Annotated in this window: 15 protein-coding genes; 9 read left to right on the top strand and 6 right to left on the bottom strand. The window is 67.8% G+C overall.

Annotated features, from left to right (window positions below):
• Positions 1-397 precede the first annotated feature (397 nt).
• From MFF24_RS06840 to rocF, 4 genes are all read left to right on the top strand, one after another.
• Positions 398-1,303: a hypothetical protein gene (locus MFF24_RS06840; protein WP_238223457.1), complete on the top strand. Its 906-nt coding sequence runs from the start codon at positions 398-400 to the stop codon at positions 1,301-1,303.
• Positions 1,304-1,382: 79 nt separating this feature from the next.
• Positions 1,383-4,019 (top strand): aminopeptidase N, encoded by a 2,637-nt coding sequence (pepN, locus tag MFF24_RS06835; RefSeq protein WP_238223456.1) that lies wholly within the window; start codon positions 1,383-1,385, stop codon positions 4,017-4,019.
• Positions 4,020-4,217: 198 nt separating this feature from the next.
• The gene (locus MFF24_RS06830) at positions 4,218-6,578 is read left to right on the top strand and encodes a PAS domain-containing sensor histidine kinase (RefSeq protein ID WP_238223455.1); all 2,361 of its coding nucleotides are present in this window, start codon (positions 4,218-4,220) and stop codon (positions 6,576-6,578) included.
• 119 nt (positions 6,579-6,697) lie between these two features.
• On the top strand, positions 6,698-7,627 hold the full coding sequence (rocF, locus tag MFF24_RS06825) for an arginase (protein ID WP_238223454.1): 930 nt from the start codon (positions 6,698-6,700) through the stop codon (positions 7,625-7,627).
• Positions 7,628-7,663: 36 nt separating this feature from the next.
• Here the strand turns inward: rocF and zwf are convergent, their stop codons facing one another.
• A complete protein-coding gene (zwf, locus tag MFF24_RS06820; RefSeq protein ID WP_238223453.1) occupies positions 7,664-9,142 on the bottom strand; it encodes a glucose-6-phosphate dehydrogenase in 1,479 nt (492 codons plus the stop codon).
• A gap of 290 nt (positions 9,143-9,432) precedes the next feature.
• Complete coding sequence (locus tag MFF24_RS06815) at positions 9,433-9,858, bottom strand: PilZ domain-containing protein (RefSeq protein ID WP_238223451.1); 426 nt, start codon at positions 9,856-9,858, stop codon at positions 9,433-9,435.
• 402 nt (positions 9,859-10,260) lie between these two features.
• Here MFF24_RS06815 and MFF24_RS06810 point away from each other — a divergent pair, with 402 nt between their 5' ends.
• Positions 10,261-10,422, top strand: coding sequence for a hypothetical protein (locus MFF24_RS06810; RefSeq protein ID WP_238223447.1), 162 nt, complete (start codon positions 10,261-10,263; stop codon positions 10,420-10,422).
• Between the two features lie 78 nt (positions 10,423-10,500).
• On the opposite strand, the gene cutA is transcribed toward MFF24_RS06810, so the two are convergent.
• Positions 10,501-10,896: a divalent-cation tolerance protein CutA gene (cutA, locus tag MFF24_RS06805; protein WP_238223445.1), complete on the bottom strand. Its 396-nt coding sequence runs from the start codon at positions 10,894-10,896 to the stop codon at positions 10,501-10,503.
• Between the two features lie 105 nt (positions 10,897-11,001).
• On the opposite strand from cutA, the gene MFF24_RS06800 reads away from it, so the two are divergent.
• Complete coding sequence (locus tag MFF24_RS06800; protein WP_108938578.1) at positions 11,002-11,772, top strand: NAD kinase; 771 nt, start codon at positions 11,002-11,004, stop codon at positions 11,770-11,772.
• A 24-nt stretch (positions 11,773-11,796) separates the two neighbouring features.
• On the opposite strand, the gene MFF24_RS06795 is transcribed toward MFF24_RS06800, so the two are convergent.
• On the bottom strand, positions 11,797-12,021 hold the full coding sequence (locus tag MFF24_RS06795) for a DUF1674 domain-containing protein (RefSeq protein ID WP_238223443.1): 225 nt from the start codon (positions 12,019-12,021) through the stop codon (positions 11,797-11,799).
• A gap of 116 nt (positions 12,022-12,137) precedes the next feature.
• On the opposite strand from MFF24_RS06795, the gene MFF24_RS06790 reads away from it, so the two are divergent.
• On the top strand, positions 12,138-13,502 hold the full coding sequence (locus MFF24_RS06790; RefSeq protein ID WP_238223442.1) for an RsmB/NOP family class I SAM-dependent RNA methyltransferase: 1,365 nt from the start codon (positions 12,138-12,140) through the stop codon (positions 13,500-13,502).
• A gap of 60 nt (positions 13,503-13,562) precedes the next feature.
• Here the strand turns inward: MFF24_RS06790 and MFF24_RS06785 are convergent, their stop codons facing one another.
• On the bottom strand, positions 13,563-13,727 hold the full coding sequence (locus tag MFF24_RS06785; RefSeq protein ID WP_238223439.1) for a hypothetical protein: 165 nt from the start codon (positions 13,725-13,727) through the stop codon (positions 13,563-13,565).
• A 305-nt stretch (positions 13,728-14,032) separates the two neighbouring features.
• Between MFF24_RS06785 and MFF24_RS06780 the strand changes: the two genes are divergently transcribed.
• Together MFF24_RS06780 and MFF24_RS06775 are read left to right on the top strand one after the other, a co-directional pair.
• Complete coding sequence (locus tag MFF24_RS06780) at positions 14,033-15,106, top strand: hypothetical protein (protein WP_238223437.1); 1,074 nt, start codon at positions 14,033-14,035, stop codon at positions 15,104-15,106.
• A gap of 363 nt (positions 15,107-15,469) precedes the next feature.
• Positions 15,470-16,663, top strand: coding sequence for an aminotransferase class I/II-fold pyridoxal phosphate-dependent enzyme (locus tag MFF24_RS06775; protein ID WP_238223434.1), 1,194 nt, complete (start codon positions 15,470-15,472; stop codon positions 16,661-16,663).
• A 269-nt stretch (positions 16,664-16,932) separates the two neighbouring features.
• On the opposite strand, the gene MFF24_RS06770 is transcribed toward MFF24_RS06775, so the two are convergent.
• Positions 16,933-17,262 carry a hypothetical protein gene (locus MFF24_RS06770; protein ID WP_108938581.1) on the bottom strand — a complete coding sequence of 110 codons (330 nt, stop codon included), beginning with the start codon at positions 17,260-17,262 and terminating at the stop codon, positions 16,933-16,935.
• Positions 17,263-17,426 lie beyond the last annotated feature (164 nt).

Raw genomic sequence — 17,426 nt, 5'->3', positions numbered from 1 at the left:
CAGGGATGGCCGGCTATCTGGCCCGTGGCAGGCACCCGTCAACGGGCGCCTGCGATGAGAAACCCGTGTCGCGAGTCGATACGAGCAACCCCGGAGCGGACGACTCCGTCTCAGCATGGCCCGCAACGATAGGGGTAACATATATTTGATAAATCGGCTTCATCCTAGGAATTGATCGACCGGGCTGCATCGCCTACCGAACACTGCGAAACCATTACTTGGCGATGAAGAAGATGGATTTGAGTATTTGGAGAAAATCATTCTCCATTTATCTGGATTGTTCCCACCAAATCATATCGGAAACGTCTACTTTCAGGCAAAGCTCTACGAGCCAATTTCTTTCTGCCGTTCAGTCCGAGAGGTCTCGGTCGAGCGCGCCGTCGCCGGAGCGTGACGCGTGACAGGCTCGATCATCCGCGGGATCGGCGCGATCGACCATGCCACGCCCGAGCAGATCCTGGCGCATCCCGCTTTCCCGGCGGCGCGCCGGATCTTCGTGTCGGAAACCGCCAGGGTCTACGAGGCGGGCATGTTTCCCGGCCAGTTCGGTGCCGATGCCGGGCGGGTCACCACCCTCGCCATCATCGTCTGCCAGCATGCCGGCTATGAGCCGGCGGACCGGGCAACCTGGCCGACACTGAGCTACCTCAAGGACACCGTAGCCCGTTTCGGCTTCGCGAGTCCGAGACTGATCGACAGCTTCGTCGCGCGTCTGGTGCAGACCGGCCACCTCGAACTCCGTCAGCAACCGGAGGATAACCGGGTGCGTCTGCTGTGCCCGAGCGAGCACCTTCTGGCCTGGGATCGCGACTGGATGGCAGCCCACTACGCGGCCCTCGAAGCGCTCTATCCCGAACCGGGTTTCGGTCCGCCGCGACAGCATGATCCCGCCTTTCAGGCGGCGCATGCCCGCTCGGCCGTCGCGGCTTTCGACGCGATCATCGCGATGATGTGGAGCAACCTTGAGATCATCTTCTTTCTCAGCAGCACGAGCGCGCTGATCATCCTCCTGTCGTTGTTCGAGATGGGCGGCAGCGAACCGGATAGCCGCATCCGCGAGGCCGATCTCGTCCAGCTCGCACCGCGCTTCGCCGTCTCGCGCAGCCATGTCCGCAACATCCTGGCGGTCGCGCAGGAGCGGAATTTCCTCGTCCGCTCGGGGCCGCGCAACGCCTACATCCAACTCACGCCGCACTGGATCGCTTCCTTCGACCGCTTCATCGCCGGCAGCCTCGCTCAGAGCGACCTCACCTACCGGCTCGCCCTGCGGCATCAGGCGGAACAGGCGCGCTCCGCGGCTTGATCAAACCGGGACGCATTCCGCTCGCCGCGGTTCGCCTCTAGAAGGCGGGACCCTTCTCTCGACGGCGAGCCCTGCCCCGATGCGCACCGAGACGCCCCCGACCGTCCGCCTCGACGAGTATCGCCCGAGCGATCACCTCATCGACCGGGTCGAGCTCGACGTGCGCCTCGACCCGCGCGACACCCGCGTGACCGCAACGCTCGCGCTGCGCCCGAATCCGGCAGGCCACGCCGGCGCGCCCCTCGTTCTCGATGGCGACGAGCTCTCCCTGCTGGCTCTCGAACTCGACGGGCAGGGGCTCGCACCGGAGGCCTACCGCGCCGGACCATCGGGCCTGACGCTGCACACGCCGCCGCAGCGTCCCTTCACCCTGCGGATCGAGACGCGCCTCGACCCGACCGCCAATACCCGGCTGATGGGCCTCTACCGCTCGAACGGCGTCTACTGCACGCAGTGCGAGGCCGACGGCTTCCGGCGGATCACCTACTTCCTCGACCGGCCGGACGTGCTCTCGATCTACATTACCCGCATCGAAGCGGAGCGGGCGGCCGCTCCAGTTCTGCTCGGCAATGGCAATCCGGTCGAGGCGGGCGAGGTGCCGGGGACCGGGCGCCACTACGCCATCTGGCACGATCCGCTGCCGAAGCCCGCCTACCTGTTCGCGCTGGTGGGCGGGCGGCTCGACCACGTGTCGAAGCCCTTCACCACCATGGAGGGCCGGGAGGTCGAGATCGCGGTCTATGTCGAGCCGGGCAAGGCCGCCCGCGCCGCCTACGCCCTTGATGCGGTCGAACGCTCCATGGCCTGGGACGAGACCGCGTTCGGGCGTGCTTACGATCTCGATGTGTTCAATGTCGTCGCCGTCTCCGATTTCAACATGGGGGCGATGGAGAACAAGGGCCTCAACATCTTCAACGACAAGTACGTGCTCGCCTCCCCCGAGACCGCGACCGATGCCGATTACGCGGCGATCGAGGCGATCATCGCCCACGAGTATTTCCACAACTGGTCGGGCAACCGCGTCACCTGCCGCGACTGGTTCCAGCTCTGCCTGAAGGAAGGCCTTACCGTCTTCCGTGATCAGGAATTCTCCTCCGACATGCGCTCGCGCGCGGTTCACCGGATCGCCGAGGTGCGCAACCTGCGCGCCCGCCAGTTCCCGGAGGATGCCGGCCCCCTGGCTCACCCCGTTCGGCCGAAGCAATATGCCGAGATCAACAACTTCTACACGGCCACGGTCTACGAAAAGGGCGCCGAGATCGTGCGGATGCTGCGCACGCTGATCGGCGAAACGGCTTTCCGCGCCGGGATGGACCGCTACTTCGCCGAGAACGACGGCACCGCCGTGACCGTCGAGGACTTCCTGAAGGCGTTCGAGGCGGTGACGGGCCGCGACCTCTCGCGCTTCGCCGAGTGGTACGAGCGGCCGGGAACGCCGCGCGTCACGGTTTCCGGCACCTATGAACCGAACGCCGGGACCTACCGCCTCACCTTCCGGCAGACGCGCCCCGGCGCCGGGGCGGATGCGCCGCCCCTCGTCATCCCGATCCGCCTCGGACTCGTCGGCGCCGGCGGCCCCCTCGATGGGACGACGAGCGCGCGCGTCGAGGCCGGCGTGTTCGTGCTCCACGCGGCCGAGGATGAGGTGACATTCGAGAATGTGGCGGAGGAGCCCGTTCCCTCGCTGTTTCGTGCCTTCTCGGCACCGGTTCGCGTGGAGAGCGCCCTCGACGACACGGCTCGCCTCACCCTGCTGCGCCATGATCCCGACAGCTTCAACCGCTGGGAGGCGGCCCAGCGCATCGCCCTGGGCCTGATGGCACGACAGGCGCACGGTGAGACTGCTGGACCCGCCGCCGCCGACGCGTTCGTCGCCGCGCTGGATGCCTTCCTCGACGCGGAGGCTCTGCGCGATCCGGCCTTCGCCGCCCAGATCCTTGCCCTGCCGAGCGAGGGAGACCTCGCCGACGAGATGGGAGCGGACACCGACCCCGACGCCATCTTCTCCGCGCGTCAGACGCTGCGCCGCCGCCTCGGAACGGGCCTGCGCGAGCGCCTGATGCATCTGCGCGAGACGCTGGCCGAGCCGGCGGGCACGCCCTTCTCGCCGGACGCCGACGCCGCAGGGCGGCGGGCCCTGCGCAATGCCGCCCTCGACCTGATCGCCGCCGCCGATGCGGGGGCCGGCACGGCGCTGGCCCAGGCGCAGATCGAGGCGGCCACGAACATGACCGACCGGCTCGCCGGGTTGGCGACCCTTGCGCTCCTACCGGGCGAAGTGCGGGAGGCGGCGCTGACCGCCTTTGCCGAGCGCTACGCCGACGAACCTCTCGTCCTCGACAAATGGTTCGCGATCCAGGCGATGATCCCCGAGGAGGGCACGGTGGAGCGGATCCGGCGGCTGCAGAGCCACCCGGCCTTCGCCATGAGCAACCCGAACCGCGTGCGCTCCCTCATCGGAAGCTTCAGCCTCGCCAACCCCACGCAGTTCAACCGTCCGGACGGCGCGGGCTACGCCCTCGTCGCCGAGACGGTACTGGCGCTCGACGGCACGAATCCGCAGGTCGCCGCGCGCCTCATGACCGCCTTCGGCCCGTGGCGCCGCCTCGAACCGGGCCGCCGATCCGCCGCCGAAGCCGCCCTGCGTCGCATCGTTGCCACGCCCGGACTTTCTCGTGATGTCGCCGACATCGCGACACGGAGCCTCGCCGGCTAGTTAAGACTTTGTTGAGGAAGGTGTTTCGGCGACTCGCAACCGCCGGAACCGCTCTCTGAGCGTCTTGCCGTGTCAACGCTCAGCCCCAAAAACTGCGTGGACAAACGTCCGCCCCCGATGTCCAATGTGAATACGATTCGAGACCGCCGGCGCGGCCCAGGCCGAGGCGCCGTTTCCAGACAGTACAGAGGTGGCGATATGTCGGGGGCGGCTTCCGCGTCCCTGTCCGCGCGCGCGCGCGCGGACACGATCCTCGGGATCCAGCGTACGACCGGCACCGCTCAAGCCCGCCTCATCCGGGCCGAAACGTGGCTTCGTTATGCGCTGCCGGCTCTGCTCGTCCTCTTCATGCTCACGCTGCTGGGCGTGGCGGCCCTCGAGATGCGCGGACGCCACGAGCAGGGAATGCGCGTGGCCACCCGCGAGGTCGAGGCGTTCGCCCGTCTCGCGGCCTTGTCTCTGTCAAAGGATCCGGCCGCCGCCGAGATGCGGCTCGACCGCGTGCTTCCCGTCCATCTCCTGCCAGCCGGCTGCGAGATTCTGGTGATCGGTCCGTCCGGCCGGATCCGCGCTGCCTATCCCGGCCCGGCACCGGCCGACACCTTCGCGGGCTATCTCGCGGAAGGGGAGCCCATCGCCATCCTCGGCGAGAGCGCCGGGGCCATGACGGTCAATCTCCAGGCCGGCGGGCAGGCCGTCGTCGCGGCGCGGCGCCTGGCCGACGGATCGGGCGAGGTCGCCGTCCTCCAGCGGTTCGAGCCGATCACCGCAGACTGGTGGCGGATGTTCGGCCACCATGCGGTCTCGCTTTCCGCCATCGCCCTCGTGCTGGCGGGCATGGCCACCGCCTACATCCTCCAGACCCAGCGGGCCCAGGCCGCCGACGAGGTCTGCGATCTGGTCAAGCAGCGCCTCGACACGGCGCTCGGACGCGGGCGCTGCGGATTGTGGGACTGGGACATCGCCCGCGGCACGATCTTCTGGTCCGACTCGATGTACGCCCTGCTCGGCTACACACCGGAGAAGGACCTTCTCTCCTTCGGCGACGTGAACGCCCTGCTCCATTCCGAGGACGGCGATCTCTACAGCCTCGCCCGCCATCTCGCCGCGAGCCACGCCACCGTCGATCACGAGTTCCGCATCCGCAACGCCTCCGGCGACTGGATCTGGCTGCGCACCCGCGCCGAGATCGTCGAGGATGCGGCCGACGGCAGCCGCCACCTTGTCGGCATCGCCATGGACGTCACCGAGCAGCGACGGCTGGCCGAGTTCACCGCCACCGCCGACATGCGCCTGCGCGACGCGGTGGAAGCGATCTCCGAAGCCTTCGTGCTCTGGGATGCCGGCAACCGGCTGGTTCTGTGCAACTCGAAATTCCGCGACCTGCACGCTCTCGCCAGCGAGGACGCGGTGCCGGGCCGCCGCTACGACGAGATCATGGGACAAGGCGCCCTCCCCCCGGTGCGGCGGGGCATTCCGGGCCCGGAGCGCGGCACGTCGCGCACCTTCGAGGTCGAACTCACCGACGGGCGCTGGCTCCAGGTCAGCGAGCGCCGCACCAAGGATGGCGGCTACGTCTCGGTCGGTACCGACATCACCAGCCTCAAGCGCCATCAGGAGCAGCTCGTCGCCTCCGAGCGCGAGCTGATCGGCACCGTCAAGGATCTGAAGCGCTCCCGCCGCACCCTGGAGACCCAGACGCAGCAGCTCGCCGACCTCGCCGAACGCCACCTCGACCAGAAGGCCCGCGCCGAGATCGCCAATCAGGCCAAGTCCGAATTCCTGGCCAATATGAGCCACGAGCTGCGCACGCCGCTCAACGCGATCATGGGCTTCGCCGAATTGATGGAGAGCGAAGTCTACGGCGCGCTCGGCTCCCCCCGCTACGCCGACTATTGCCGCGACATCCAGCAGAGCGGCACCTACCTGCTCTCGGTCATCGACGACATCCTGCACATGTCCCGCATCGAGGCGAAGCGGGTGAAGCTCGTGCGCCGCCCCCTCGACCTCGACACGGCCATTGCCGCCGCGGTGACGCTGGTGGCCAAGGAGGCGGCGAGCAAGGCGGTCTCCATCGATATCGAGCTGGCCGGGACCCTCAGCGTGCTGGCCGACGAGCGGGCGCTCCAGCAGATCCTGCTCAACATCATCCAGAACGCGGTGAAGTTCACGCCCGAGGGCGGCCGCGTCGCGCTGCGGGGACGCTCCTGCAACGGCTTCGCCCACCTCTTCATCGGCGATACCGGCATCGGTATCCCGCGAGCGGCGATTTCGAAGCTCGGTCGGCCGTTCGAGCAGGTCGAGACCAATCTCACACGCAGCTACAAGGGCTCCGGCCTGGGCCTTGCCATCGCCCGCTCCACCGCCGAGCTGCATGGCGGCTCGCTGCGCATTCGCTCGGAAGAAGGGGTCGGCACCCTGGTGCTGGTCCGGCTGCCGATGCCGACGCCCGCGCGTCTGGCCGAGCTCGGCCGGGAGGCGGAGCGAGACACGCTGACGGCGATCAGTGAATTGGCCGGCGCCACGCGGGCCAAGGGCGGGATGATCGTGCCCCTTTAACGATCCGCCTGCCCTTCCAACGCGGCGCGTCCCCAGGCCCTGGGCGGCGACGCGGCCGAGAAAGCCGAACGGCCGCATCCTCCGCCAGGATCGCCCGTCCGGCTCGAGAGGGAACGGCCATGCTCTCGTCGTCCATCATCAAACTGGTCGGTGCGCCGATCGAGATCGGCACGAGCGAGCCCGGAGCCGTGATGGGACCGGCCGCGCTGCGCACCGCCGGGTTGGTACGGGTGCTACAGGATCTCGGGCACACCGTGCACGACCTGGGCGAACTCTCCCCCGACGGCACATTGGGCCAGAGGACTCTCTCCGCGATACGCGCCTGGACGACCGAAATCTCTTCCATGGTCGAGACGGCGCTGGACGAGGGACACCTGCCGGTCGTGGTAGGCGGCGACCACAGCCTGTCGCTCGGCTCGATCGACGGGGCTCTGCGCCATTGCGCCCGCACCGGCCGGCCGCTCTTCGTGCTCTGGCTCGACGCGCATGCCGATTTCAACACCTTGGAGACCTCGCCCTCCGGCAATGTCCACGGCATGCCACTGGCCGCCCTGTGCGGCGAGCCCGGCTTCGAGGCGCTGTTCGAGGCGGGCGAGCGCCCGCTTCTCGACCCGGCCCGGGTTCACCTGTTCGGCCTGCGCTCCATCGATGCCGGGGAGCGGGCCCTCGTGACGCAGCGGCAGGTCAACATCGTCGACATGCGCACCATCGACGAGTTCGGCGTCGTGGCGCCGCTGCGCCGCATCCTCGATCGGGTGGCGGCCGCGAACGGTCATCTCCACGCGAGCTTCGACGTGGACTTCCTCGACCCGACCATCGCCCCCGGTGTCGGTACGACGGTGCCGGGCGGGGCGACGTTCCGCGAGGCGCATCTGATCATGGAGATGCTGTGCGACTCCGGACTGGTCGGCTCCCTCGACGTGGTGGAGCTGAACCCGTTCCTCGACGAGCGCGGGCGCAGCGCGCGGGTGCTGGTCGAGCTGGTGGCGAGCCTGTTCGGCCGCCGCATCATCGACCGGCCGACGGAGGTCCCGCCGCTGGAGACATGAACGGCGTCAGCCGATTTCCTCATGCCTCTTGAGGCGTCAGCCGATTTCCTCATGCCACGTGCGTCCGTCGCGTTCGATCAGGGCGATCGAGGCGGTCGGTCCCCAGCTTCCGGCGGCGTAGGGGCGCGGCGGCTCGGGGCGGTCGGTCCAGGCCTGGAGCAGGGTGTCGGCCCAGGCCCAGGACGCCTCCACCTCGTCGCGGCGCATGAACAAGGTGGCGTTGCCGCGCACCACATCCATCAGCAGGCGCTCGTAGGCATCGGGGTAGCGCTGCTTGAACGTCTCCTCGAAGGAGATGTCGAGGTTGGTCGGGCGCAGGCGCATGCCGCCGGGGCCCGGATCCTTGGTCATCACTTCGAGCTTCATGCCTTCCTCGGGCTGAAGGCGGATGACGAGGCGGTTCGGCTCGCGCCCGAAGGCGTCGGCGGGGAAGATCGAGAACGGCGAGGCGCGGAACTGCACCACGATCTCGGACAGTTTCTTCGGCAGGCGCTTGCCGGTGCGGACATAGAACGGCACCCCGGCCCAGCGCCCGTTGCGCACTTCGAGCTTGAGGGCAACGAAGGTTTCGGTCCGGCTCGGCATACCGCTGTCGAGGTCGGCCTGATAGCCCTCGACCGGCCGCCCGCCGACGGCGCCGGCCGCGTATTGCCCGCGCACGGTGACGCTCTGCACGTCGGCGGACGTGATGGGCTTGAGGGCGCGCAGCACCTTCAGCTTTTCGTCGCGCACGGAGTTGGCGTCGAGCGAGATCGGGCTCTCCATCGCCGTGAGGCAGAGGAGCTGGAGGATGTGGTTCTGCACCATGTCGCGCAGCGCGCCGGAGGTGTCGTAGTAGCCGCCGCGTCCCTCGACGCCGACCGTCTCGCCCACCGTGATCTGCACGTGATCGATCACATCGGCGTTCCACAGCCGCTCGAAGATCGTGTTGGCGAAGCGCAGGGCCATCAGGTTCTGCACCGTCTCCTTGCCGAGATAGTGGTCGATGCGGAAGATCTGGCTCTCGGGGAAGACCGCGCCGACTGCGTCGTTGATGGCGCGGGCCGACTTCAGATCCTTGCCGATCGGCTTTTCGAGCACGACGCGGCTGTTCTCGCCGATCAGTCCGTATCGGTCGAGGTTGCGGCAGATCGAGCCGTAGAGATCGGGCGAGGTGGCGAGATAATAGGGCCTGATCCGGTCAGGCCGCTCGTCGAGCAGGGCCTTCAGTTCATCCCAGCCCTCGTCGCCGAGGGCATCGACCGCCACGTAGAACAGGTGATCGAGGAAGCCGGCGAGCTTGGTCTCGTCGATTTCGGACGGCGGCACGAAGCTCTTCAGGGCGTCTCGCGCATGCTCCCGGAATTCCTCCAGGCTCATGTGGCTGCGCGAGGCGCCGATGATGCGGCTCGTCTCAGGGATCTGGGCGTCGCGGTAGCGCTGGTAGAGGGCCGGCAGGAGCTTTCGCTGCGTCAGGTCGCCGGTGGCGCCGAACACGACATAGTCGAAGGGCGAAACGGGGATGATGGTGGCCAAGCACGGCTCCCATGATTCGTGCGGGTTTCGAACCGCAGATGCCCGCCGGAGAACGATTCCTGCGGCTCCGCGCCACTGACCCGACCAACTGCCGGAACGCCCTGCGACGCCCGGCTCGGTGGGTTATCGGTTCGCAGTGACGGCTTGCAAGTGCGTTGCCGAACAATCGAACGGCTCCTCGACGAAGCGGGCGAGGATCAACGGCGAAGGTTGCTGCTCTCGTCGCTGGTAACGGCGCTTGCCTCCGCAGACCTTCGGCCTTCGAAAGCCCGCAGCGGCGGTCGATCCGATCAACCGGAGCCGTCGCGGCTCCGGCGTGAGCCGATGGAGCTGTAGTTCGGGGTCTGCTCGACGGTGACCGGCTTCTTCTCCTCTGGCACCGGCAGCTTGGCGATGCGCTCGATGCGGACGCCGGCGTAGTTGCCTCTCCGCCAGGCCAGGTTGACCTTCAGCACGAAATCCCGACCCAGGATCCTGAGCATGAACGAAGCCGGGAGGGTATAGGCCTCGGGAATGCCGAGCTTGGCACCGGATTTCGAGATATCCTTGATGTTACAGGGAATCTCGGTGCCGTCGAACAGCCGGATCATCGCGATCCAATTGGTGACCGTCCGCTCTTCGCGCCGCGCGACGAGAGAGGCCTCCACCTGATCTGCGCCGTCCCCCGAGAGGAGCTCGGACGGGAAATCGATGACGGAGGAAGGGGGGCTCGGCATAGGGGCCACGGCATGAGGCGTCTCGAAGCCCACGCTATCGGGAAAGTGTTGATGCAAGATGTGCATTGCGGCAGGCCGTACCCTGCGTTGGAGCAATTCCGCCGGGATCCGATCACAGTTTCGTTTCCGAGGCGCCGGCTCCGCAGAGCCGGTGCGACAAAGACTTGCCGGCTACATCGCTTCCGCGGGTCCCCGCACAGGGCGAAATCCGCTTGTCAATTGATCTTCCGGTCTGTTTTCCCTCTTTGTTATTCGCACTGCAAAAAGAGCCGGCTCTTCTTGCGGTGCAACGAAAATAGTTCATGGAGCAGGGCTCGAACGGGCTTGCAACACATGAACAGCTGATTAACGTACCTCCATCGTAACGCGTTCGATGTTTGACCCCTGGCAGGGAGCGGTCCCATGTCCGAGCTCATTCGCGTGAAACCGACCCATGACGGCACCTACACCGTCTATCGCGGGTCCATGGCCCTCGTTTCGGGCCTGACGAGGCTGCAGGCCGAGCGCTACGAGGCGACCATCGCCCGTCAGCAGCGCGGGCTCCCACCCCTCGTCGGCGCCTGAGGCGCTTCGCCGACGAATCGAGGGCGCGGCTCCGACGAGGGGTCCGCGCCCTTCGCATGTCGGCTTGCTCAGTGTCTCTCACAAAGCTCCGGCCACGCTGTCCTCGCCAGAGCGGGAACGGTCGGTGACCGGGAGTTTTGTGAGGCAGTTTCGGACCGGAGAGGTTTCGGCGCTGATCCAGGCGGCGGTATCGGGATCGGCGTCCTTGACCGGCAGATGCAGGATGATCGGCGTCTCGTAGGGGTGACGCCGCTTCAGCTCAGCCGCGAGGGCATCGGCCAAGCCTTCCCGGCTCTTGGGAATCGCGACCACCTCCGTGCCGCGTTCGATCGCCCCTTTCCAGGCGAAGACCGATTGCATGCCCGGGATCACGTTCACGCAGGCCGCAAGGCGGGCGCGGACCAAAGCCTCGCCGATGTCGAGCGCGACCGTGACATCGGGAAAGGTCGTGTAGACGAGGAGCGGGCGCTCCATGCTATGGCTCTCCCTCGGCAGACCGGCGCCCGATCTCGGATGTCCGGTGCGTGCCCCGAGTGAGACCGGCTCGGCCTCTTCCCGTCAACAGGGCTGACAGCACGGATGCCGCGTCGCTTTTCACGGATTGCCTTCGTGGCGAGCCCCACAGCCGACGCGCGGGAGGCGGCGGACCTGCTGATGCGCCGCTACGACCATGTCCCGCCCGAGGAGGCGGATGTCGTCGTAGCACTCGGCGGCGACGGATTGATGCTGCAGGTTCTTCACCGCTTCATGAACGCGCCCAAGCCGATCTACGGCATGAATCGCGGCACGGTCGGCTTCCTGATGAACGAGTTCCGCGAGGACGGGCTGCTCGACCGTCTGGAGGCAACGAAGCGCTCGACGATCCACCCGATGACGATGATCGCCACCGATACGGAGGGACGCAGCCACACGGCGCGGGCGATCAACGAGGTCTACATGCTGCGCCAGACCCACCAGACCGCCAAGCTGCGAGTCTCAGTGGACGACCATGTGCGCTTGCCCGAACTCATTGCCGACGGGATTCTGGCCGCCACGCCGGCGGGCTCGACCGCTTACAACCTGTCGGTCGGCGGGCCGATCCTGCCGCTCAACGCCCATCTTCTGGCATTGACGCCGATCTCGGCCTTCCGCCCCCGGCGCTGGCGCGGCGCGCTGCTGCCGAACTACGCCCGCATCCGCATCGACGTGATCGACGCCGAGCACCGTCCCGTCGCGGCGGTGGCCGACCACACCGAGTTCCGCCGGGTCTGCACGGTGGAGACGTGGCTCGATCACGCCACCAACCTCGTGCTGCTGCACGACCCCGGTCACAGCCTGGAGGAGCGCATCCTGCGCGAACAATTCGGCTGAGCGCTCGGGAGACCGGCGGCCGCGTCAGAAGTCGCTGGCGAGGCCCTTCACCTCCCAATCCTCGTAGCGGACCGGCTCCAGGCCGCCGCGTCCCAGCGCCTCGGGACGCTCGGCGATCTTGGCCGCACGGGCATCGATGGCAGCGCGCCGCTCGGCCGCCTCCGCCAGCGCCCGCTGCGCCGCCGGGGACAGGGTACGCGGCGCGGCGCCCGTCGAGCCGGCCTCGTCCTTGGCATCCGCCTGTGTCATGCCGATCTCCTTCATCGCTCGCATCACGTCTTGCATCCTTTGCCGACAGATGTGACTTCGTCGGCCCAGGGGCGAGACCCCACCGACCCCTTTTAGCCCAGAACGGCCCTTCCCGCTTGGCAACGTCCCCCAACCACCGCACGCCGCCCGCCTTCGACTCGTCCGTGCCGGGTCTCGCCGCACGCCACGTCGCGCGCGAGGCGGTTGCGACCCTTCTCGGTCCCTCCCGCGGTCTGGCGCTCGAAGATGCCCTCGCCCAAGCCGGGCGCGGGGCCCGGCTGGAGGCCGGAGAGGCGGCGCTCGCCCGAGCGATCGCCACGGCGAGCTTCCGCCGCCTCGGATTCATCCGGGCAGCACTCGCGGCCCGCCTGCGCGACGGCCTTCCCGAGGACCGGCCGCACCTCCTGGCCCTGCTGGTGACCGGTGCGGCGCAGATCCTCGACCTCGCGGTGGCCGACCACGCCGCCGTCGATCTCTCGGTGCGCCTCGCCAAGGCCGACCCGCAGCTCCAGCACCTTGCGCCCCTCGTCAATGCGGTGCTGCGCCGGATCGCCCGCGAGCGCGACGCCATCCGGGCGGAGGAGAACGATCCGCTCGCCCACAACACCCCGGACTGGCTCGCCCGGCGCTGGCGGGCGGCCTACGGCGAGGAGACGGCGCGCCGCATCGCCGCGGCCCATCTGGAAGGCGCGGTGGTCGATCTCACCGTTTCGCGCGACGCGGACATCTGGGCCGAACGGCTCGGCGCCCTCCGCCTCGACCTTGGCTCGCTCCGTCTGGTCGAGGTGCGGGACTCCGTGGCCGAACTGCCCGGCTATACCGAAGGCGCCTGGTGGGTACAGGACGCCGCCGCCGCCCTGCCCGTACGGCTGCTCGCCCCCGCTCCGGGTGAGCGCATCGCCGACCTCTGCGCCGCGCCCGGCGGCAAGACGGCCCAGATCGCGGCGGCGGGCGCGACGGTCACGGCCGTCGACCGATCGGGCGCGCGGCTCGAACGGCTCGGACGCAACCTCGAACGCCTCGGCCTCTCGGCGGAGGTGGTGACGGCCGATGCCCTGGGGCTGCCGGAGGATGCACCCTTCGACGCGGTGCTGCTCGACGCCCCCTGCTCGGCAACCGGCACGATCCGTCGCCATCCCGATGTTGCCTGGACGAAGAGCGAGAGCGATGTGATGCGCCTGTCCGGCCTCCAGCGCCGGCTCCTCGACAAGGCCGCGCGGTTGACGCGGCCGGGCGGACGGCTCGTCTACTGCACCTGCTCCCTGGAGCCCGAGGAGGGCGGCGGACAGGTCACGGACTTTCTGGAGCGCAACCCGGATTTCGAGCGGATCGCGATCACCCCCGACCAGTTGGCCGGCCATGCCGAGCTGATCGACGCGTCCGGCGACCTGCGCACCCTGCCAAGCCATCTCGCCGGCGGCACCGGACGGGCGGGCGGCCTCGACGGCTTCTTCGCGAGTGTCCTGCGACGGCGGGACTGAGATCGGAACAGTCTGAAGCCGAACGTGTGATCCGGAGGCCTCCGGCCTCGTATCGAGCCCTCAGCAGCAATAGGCTTTCAGGCCGGCGCCGACCATGGCGAGCCCCGTCACGAGGGAGAGGCCGCCGGCCATCTCCATCCGAGCGGTCCAATCCGGATAGAGCGGCGCGCGGCCGGCCAGAACCAGCCCGCTGGACAGGCTCACGAGACTGAGCAACGCAATCATTCATCCCCCCAAACGAGCGCTTGTCGCCACGCCGTCCCAGCGGTCACCACGCCGTCTTCGAAGGCATTAACGCGCGCACTCCGCCAGCGGGCTTCCCCGCTATTCCCGACTTTCACAGTTCGATTATGAAACCGCTGGGCTAGTCACCGGAAACCAATATCGAGAGCTTAGCCGGTTACGTAACCTTTGTTACACAATCCGCATTAACCATTCGTTCAAGTGTGTAAACAAAGCCTTAGCAGGGCCAGTCAACTTCGGTTAAATATTTTCAGCACAACGAACTTCCCTCCCGTTTCGGCGGCCCCATGCCTCACGTGTCCAGCTTCTGGGTGCGCTCTTCCGTCATGCTTGCAGGCGCAGCAAGCTTTCTTCTCATCGGAACGGGGGCGGCCAGCGCCCACGTCAAATGGTTCTGTGCTTTCGATGTCGCCGGCCAGCCGCGCGGTCTCGAACAGGTGCTTTGCACCGACTTCGAACTCCTGACAGGTCTCGCCCTCGTCTGCCTGATGTTCGGCTGCCTGGCCGAGGGAACCCACCTCGGCACTGCACTTCTCAACGCCCTCGACCGCGTCACCGCGGCGGCCCGCGTCAACAGCGCCCTGATCGTTCGGGCGGTGATGGGGTTCTTCCTCGTCTCGCTGTGGAACCTCGGCGGGATCATCCTGACGCCGGAACTGAAGACGGACGTCGCCTGGATCCCGTGGCTGCAACTGGCCATGGCCGCGGGCCTGCTGTGGAAGCGCACCCTGCCGTTCACCGCCGCCGGCATCGTGTTCCTGTTCGCCTTCGCCGTCTGGAACTACGGCATCTTCCATCTCGCCGACTATCCGGTCTTCCTTGGCGTGGCCGCATTCCTGGCGCTCACCGCCTTCGACCGCACCCTGTTCGGCCAGCGCCCCATCGACGTGGTGCGCATCGCCGCCGCGATCACCCTGATGTGGGCCTCCGTCGAGAAGTGGGCCTATCCCCACTGGACCGATCCGCTCATCGCCGCCAAGCCCGCCATGACCATGGGCGCCTCGCCGGAACTCTTCATGCAGGCCGCGGGCGTCATCGAGTTCACCCTGGCCTTCGCCCTGATCTGGACTCCTTTGGTGCGTCGCGCCTCGGCGATCATCCTGACGGCCGTGTTCGTCTCGGCGATCTTCGAATTCGGCAAGATCGACGCCATCGGCCACTCGGGTATCATCGCGGTCCTGATCGCCATCGCCGCGGACGATGCCCGGGTGCCCGCCACCCGCCGGGACGTGGTCCTCGCCCCGGTCTACTATGCCAGCGCCCTGATGCTGTTCCTTGGCGCCTACTACCTCGCCCATAGCACCCTCTACGGCGCCGGCTACGGGATCGGTGCGGGCATGGGCGGTATTCCGGTGATCTGAGCCGGGGCCGGCAGCGCGACGGATGCTTCGGGGGTGCCCCTTGCGATAGGGACACCCCCGAGCCGTTTTTCGTGCTCCCGATCCAATCGTTCGGAGCGGATCCGACGCAATGCGGCGCGACGCGCGAAACAGGGGCACCAAGATCTTCGCAACACACCCTTCACGTTTCGCTAAGTTTACCAAATCCGACCGTCGATATTCTGCGGACAAAGCGGAAGACAGGCTGCTTCTGAGAGCCGGGAAAGAAGCAATTCGTTAAATACGCCCTGATGCATTTTTCCTACACGGGCGCCGTTTAACGCGATGGCAAGCCGACCGGATCGACAGTCCGACCTGTAACGACGCGGCACCGGACGGGATGGCATGAGACATCGTGAGCAGACCGACGCGACGATCCAGCAGCGCGCGGACAGCGTGCGCCGCCTTTCGAGCGCGCCCGTTTCCGGCGAGGATCACGCCCTGCACGGGCTCGATTTCGCCTCGCAGGATTGCCTCGGCCTCTCCACCCACCCCCAGATCGTCGCCGCGGCCGCCGACACCCTGCGCCGGTTCGGCGTGCGCAGCGTCTGCGCCGGGGCCGAAGCCGGCGATACCGGCCTTGCCGTGACCCTGGAGCGCCGGATCGCCGACTTCCTTCAGATGGAGGAGGCTTTACTCTGCCCGACCGGCCGGGCCGCCGCTCAGGCCGTGATCCGCGGCCTCGTACGCCCGGCCGACCACGTCGTGATCGATGCCGCGATCCGGGGAGGACTTCGGGAGGATGCCGAGGCCGGGACGAACAACCTCCAGCCGTTCCGCCACCTCGATGCGGAGCATTGCCGCGAGCGTCTCCGGGCCATCCGCGCCCGCGACGCGGAAAACGGTATCCTCGTCGTGACCGAGAGCCTGTCGCCGCTCGATTCCGGTACGCCGGACCTCGCCGCTCTGCGGGCCCTGTGCGACGAGTACGGTGCGACACTCCTTGTGGACGTGTCCCAAGATCTGGGCTGCCTCGGCGAGGACGGTCGCGGCCATCTCGGCCTTCAGGATATGCTGGGCAGGGCCGATCTCGTCATCGGCACCTTCTCGAAGAGCTTTGCCTCCAATGGCGGCTTCGTTGCTGCCCGCACCCGCGCCGTGACGGCGTGCCTGCGCGTCGGCGAGGCGGCCCAGGCGCTCTCACCGATCCAGCTCGCAGTCATCCTCAAAGCGTTCACCGTCATCGACGCGGCCGAGGGCTGTCAGCGCCGTGCCCGATTGATGCGCAACGTCCTCAACCTGCGCACGGCCCTGCGGGAGCGGGGTCTGAGCGTCTGCGGCGAGCCCTGCACCTCCGTCTGCGTCGAGATCGGTTTTGGCGAACGGGCGCGCCGCTTCGCCGGTCATCTGTCCGACTTCGGCCTGCTGGTCGACCTCGGAACGCTGGAGGAAACCGGCCGTCTGCGGCTGCACGTCACCGCCGGGCAGTCGGATGCGGAGATCATGCGGGCCGCTTCCTGCGTCGCGGCTGCGCTGGACCGGGCGCGGGCCGAAGTGTCTCCTCCGGCGCGCCGCCCACGCCTGCGGGCCGCCGCGTAAGCGCCGATCCGCTCGGACGCATCCGGGCGGCGACCCTGGGGAAGCCGACGCTTCAGGGCCGGGAACTCGGGCTTACGAGCCTCGGAGCGGCTTTCCATCGACGATGGCCGTCCATTCCGGGGCGCCGCAGGCGAACCCGGATTCCACGGCTGGCCTTGACCGCAAACGTGCCTTCCGCATCACGGGCGAATTCCGGGCTCCGCTGCGCGGCCCCGGATTGACGTGCGTCATCCGACGTTCCGAGCATTGCCGGCGCCCGGAGCGGAGTGTCAGAGAACCATGCCGCGGGCGTCCGCCTCCCTTTCGACCGCATCCAGCAGGGCACGGGACGCGATCAGACGGCGGTCGATCATCGGATCGGTAAGCCGGTCGATCCAGAGCGGCCAAGTCTCCCGCGCCTCCTGGGTGCGGCCTTCGAGATCCCTGCGGACGACGCGCAGATAGGGAATCCCACGGGGGCCGAGCCGGTCGAGGGTGCGGCACAGGTCGCGGCGGAACTCCTGCGAGATCCGGGCGAGTCCGGCATGGGCGGATTCGTAGGCGCCGATCAGGGCGTGGGCATGCCCGACCGCCTCCTGGGGAAACGTCGTACGGAACATGGCAGGTGTCTCGCGAGGGACTATCCGATCAATGCACGGAATCGTTCCGGGTTCTGCCGGCGAGTCCGGTAATCTCCGGTCCAGCTTGGCTTTTTTCCGGCCTGATCTTGTGCATCGCATTGTTGACACTCGCCGCACGTGATGCGACTGCGCCGCACCTTAAA

This window comes from Methylorubrum aminovorans (genome assembly GCF_022179725.1).
GTDB lineage: Bacteria > Pseudomonadota > Alphaproteobacteria > Rhizobiales > Beijerinckiaceae > Methylobacterium > Methylobacterium aminovorans.
The sequence above is the reverse complement of the archived record's forward strand: the minus strand, read 5'-3'. Positions and strand labels throughout refer to the sequence as shown.

Bases quoted from the DNA above. Each gene is read 5' to 3' on its own strand.
- pepN (WP_238223456.1), top strand. From the start codon at position 1,383: ATGCGCACCGAGACGCCCCCGACCGTCCGCCTCGACGAGTATCGCCCG.
- MFF24_RS06830 (WP_238223455.1), top strand. From the start codon at position 4,218: ATGTCGGGGGCGGCTTCCGCGTCCCTGTCCGCGCGCGCGCGCGCGGAC.
- cutA (WP_238223445.1), bottom strand. From the start codon at position 10,896: ATGGAGCGCCCGCTCCTCGTCTACACGACCTTTCCCGATGTCACGGTC.
- MFF24_RS06770 (WP_108938581.1), bottom strand. From the start codon at position 17,262: ATGTTCCGTACGACGTTTCCCCAGGAGGCGGTCGGGCATGCCCACGCC.
- MFF24_RS06785 (WP_238223439.1), bottom strand. From the start codon at position 13,727: ATGATTGCGTTGCTCAGTCTCGTGAGCCTGTCCAGCGGGCTGGTTCTG.
- rocF (WP_238223454.1), top strand. From the start codon at position 6,698: ATGCTCTCGTCGTCCATCATCAAACTGGTCGGTGCGCCGATCGAGATC.
- MFF24_RS06810 (WP_238223447.1), top strand. From the start codon at position 10,261: ATGTCCGAGCTCATTCGCGTGAAACCGACCCATGACGGCACCTACACC.
- MFF24_RS06815 (WP_238223451.1), bottom strand. From the start codon at position 9,858: ATGCCGAGCCCCCCTTCCTCCGTCATCGATTTCCCGTCCGAGCTCCTC.
- MFF24_RS06795 (WP_238223443.1), bottom strand. From the start codon at position 12,021: ATGACACAGGCGGATGCCAAGGACGAGGCCGGCTCGACGGGCGCCGCG.
- MFF24_RS06780 (WP_238223437.1), top strand. From the start codon at position 14,033: ATGCCTCACGTGTCCAGCTTCTGGGTGCGCTCTTCCGTCATGCTTGCA.
- MFF24_RS06800 (WP_108938578.1), top strand. From the start codon at position 11,002: ATGCCGCGTCGCTTTTCACGGATTGCCTTCGTGGCGAGCCCCACAGCC.
- MFF24_RS06775 (WP_238223434.1), top strand. From the start codon at position 15,470: ATGAGACATCGTGAGCAGACCGACGCGACGATCCAGCAGCGCGCGGAC.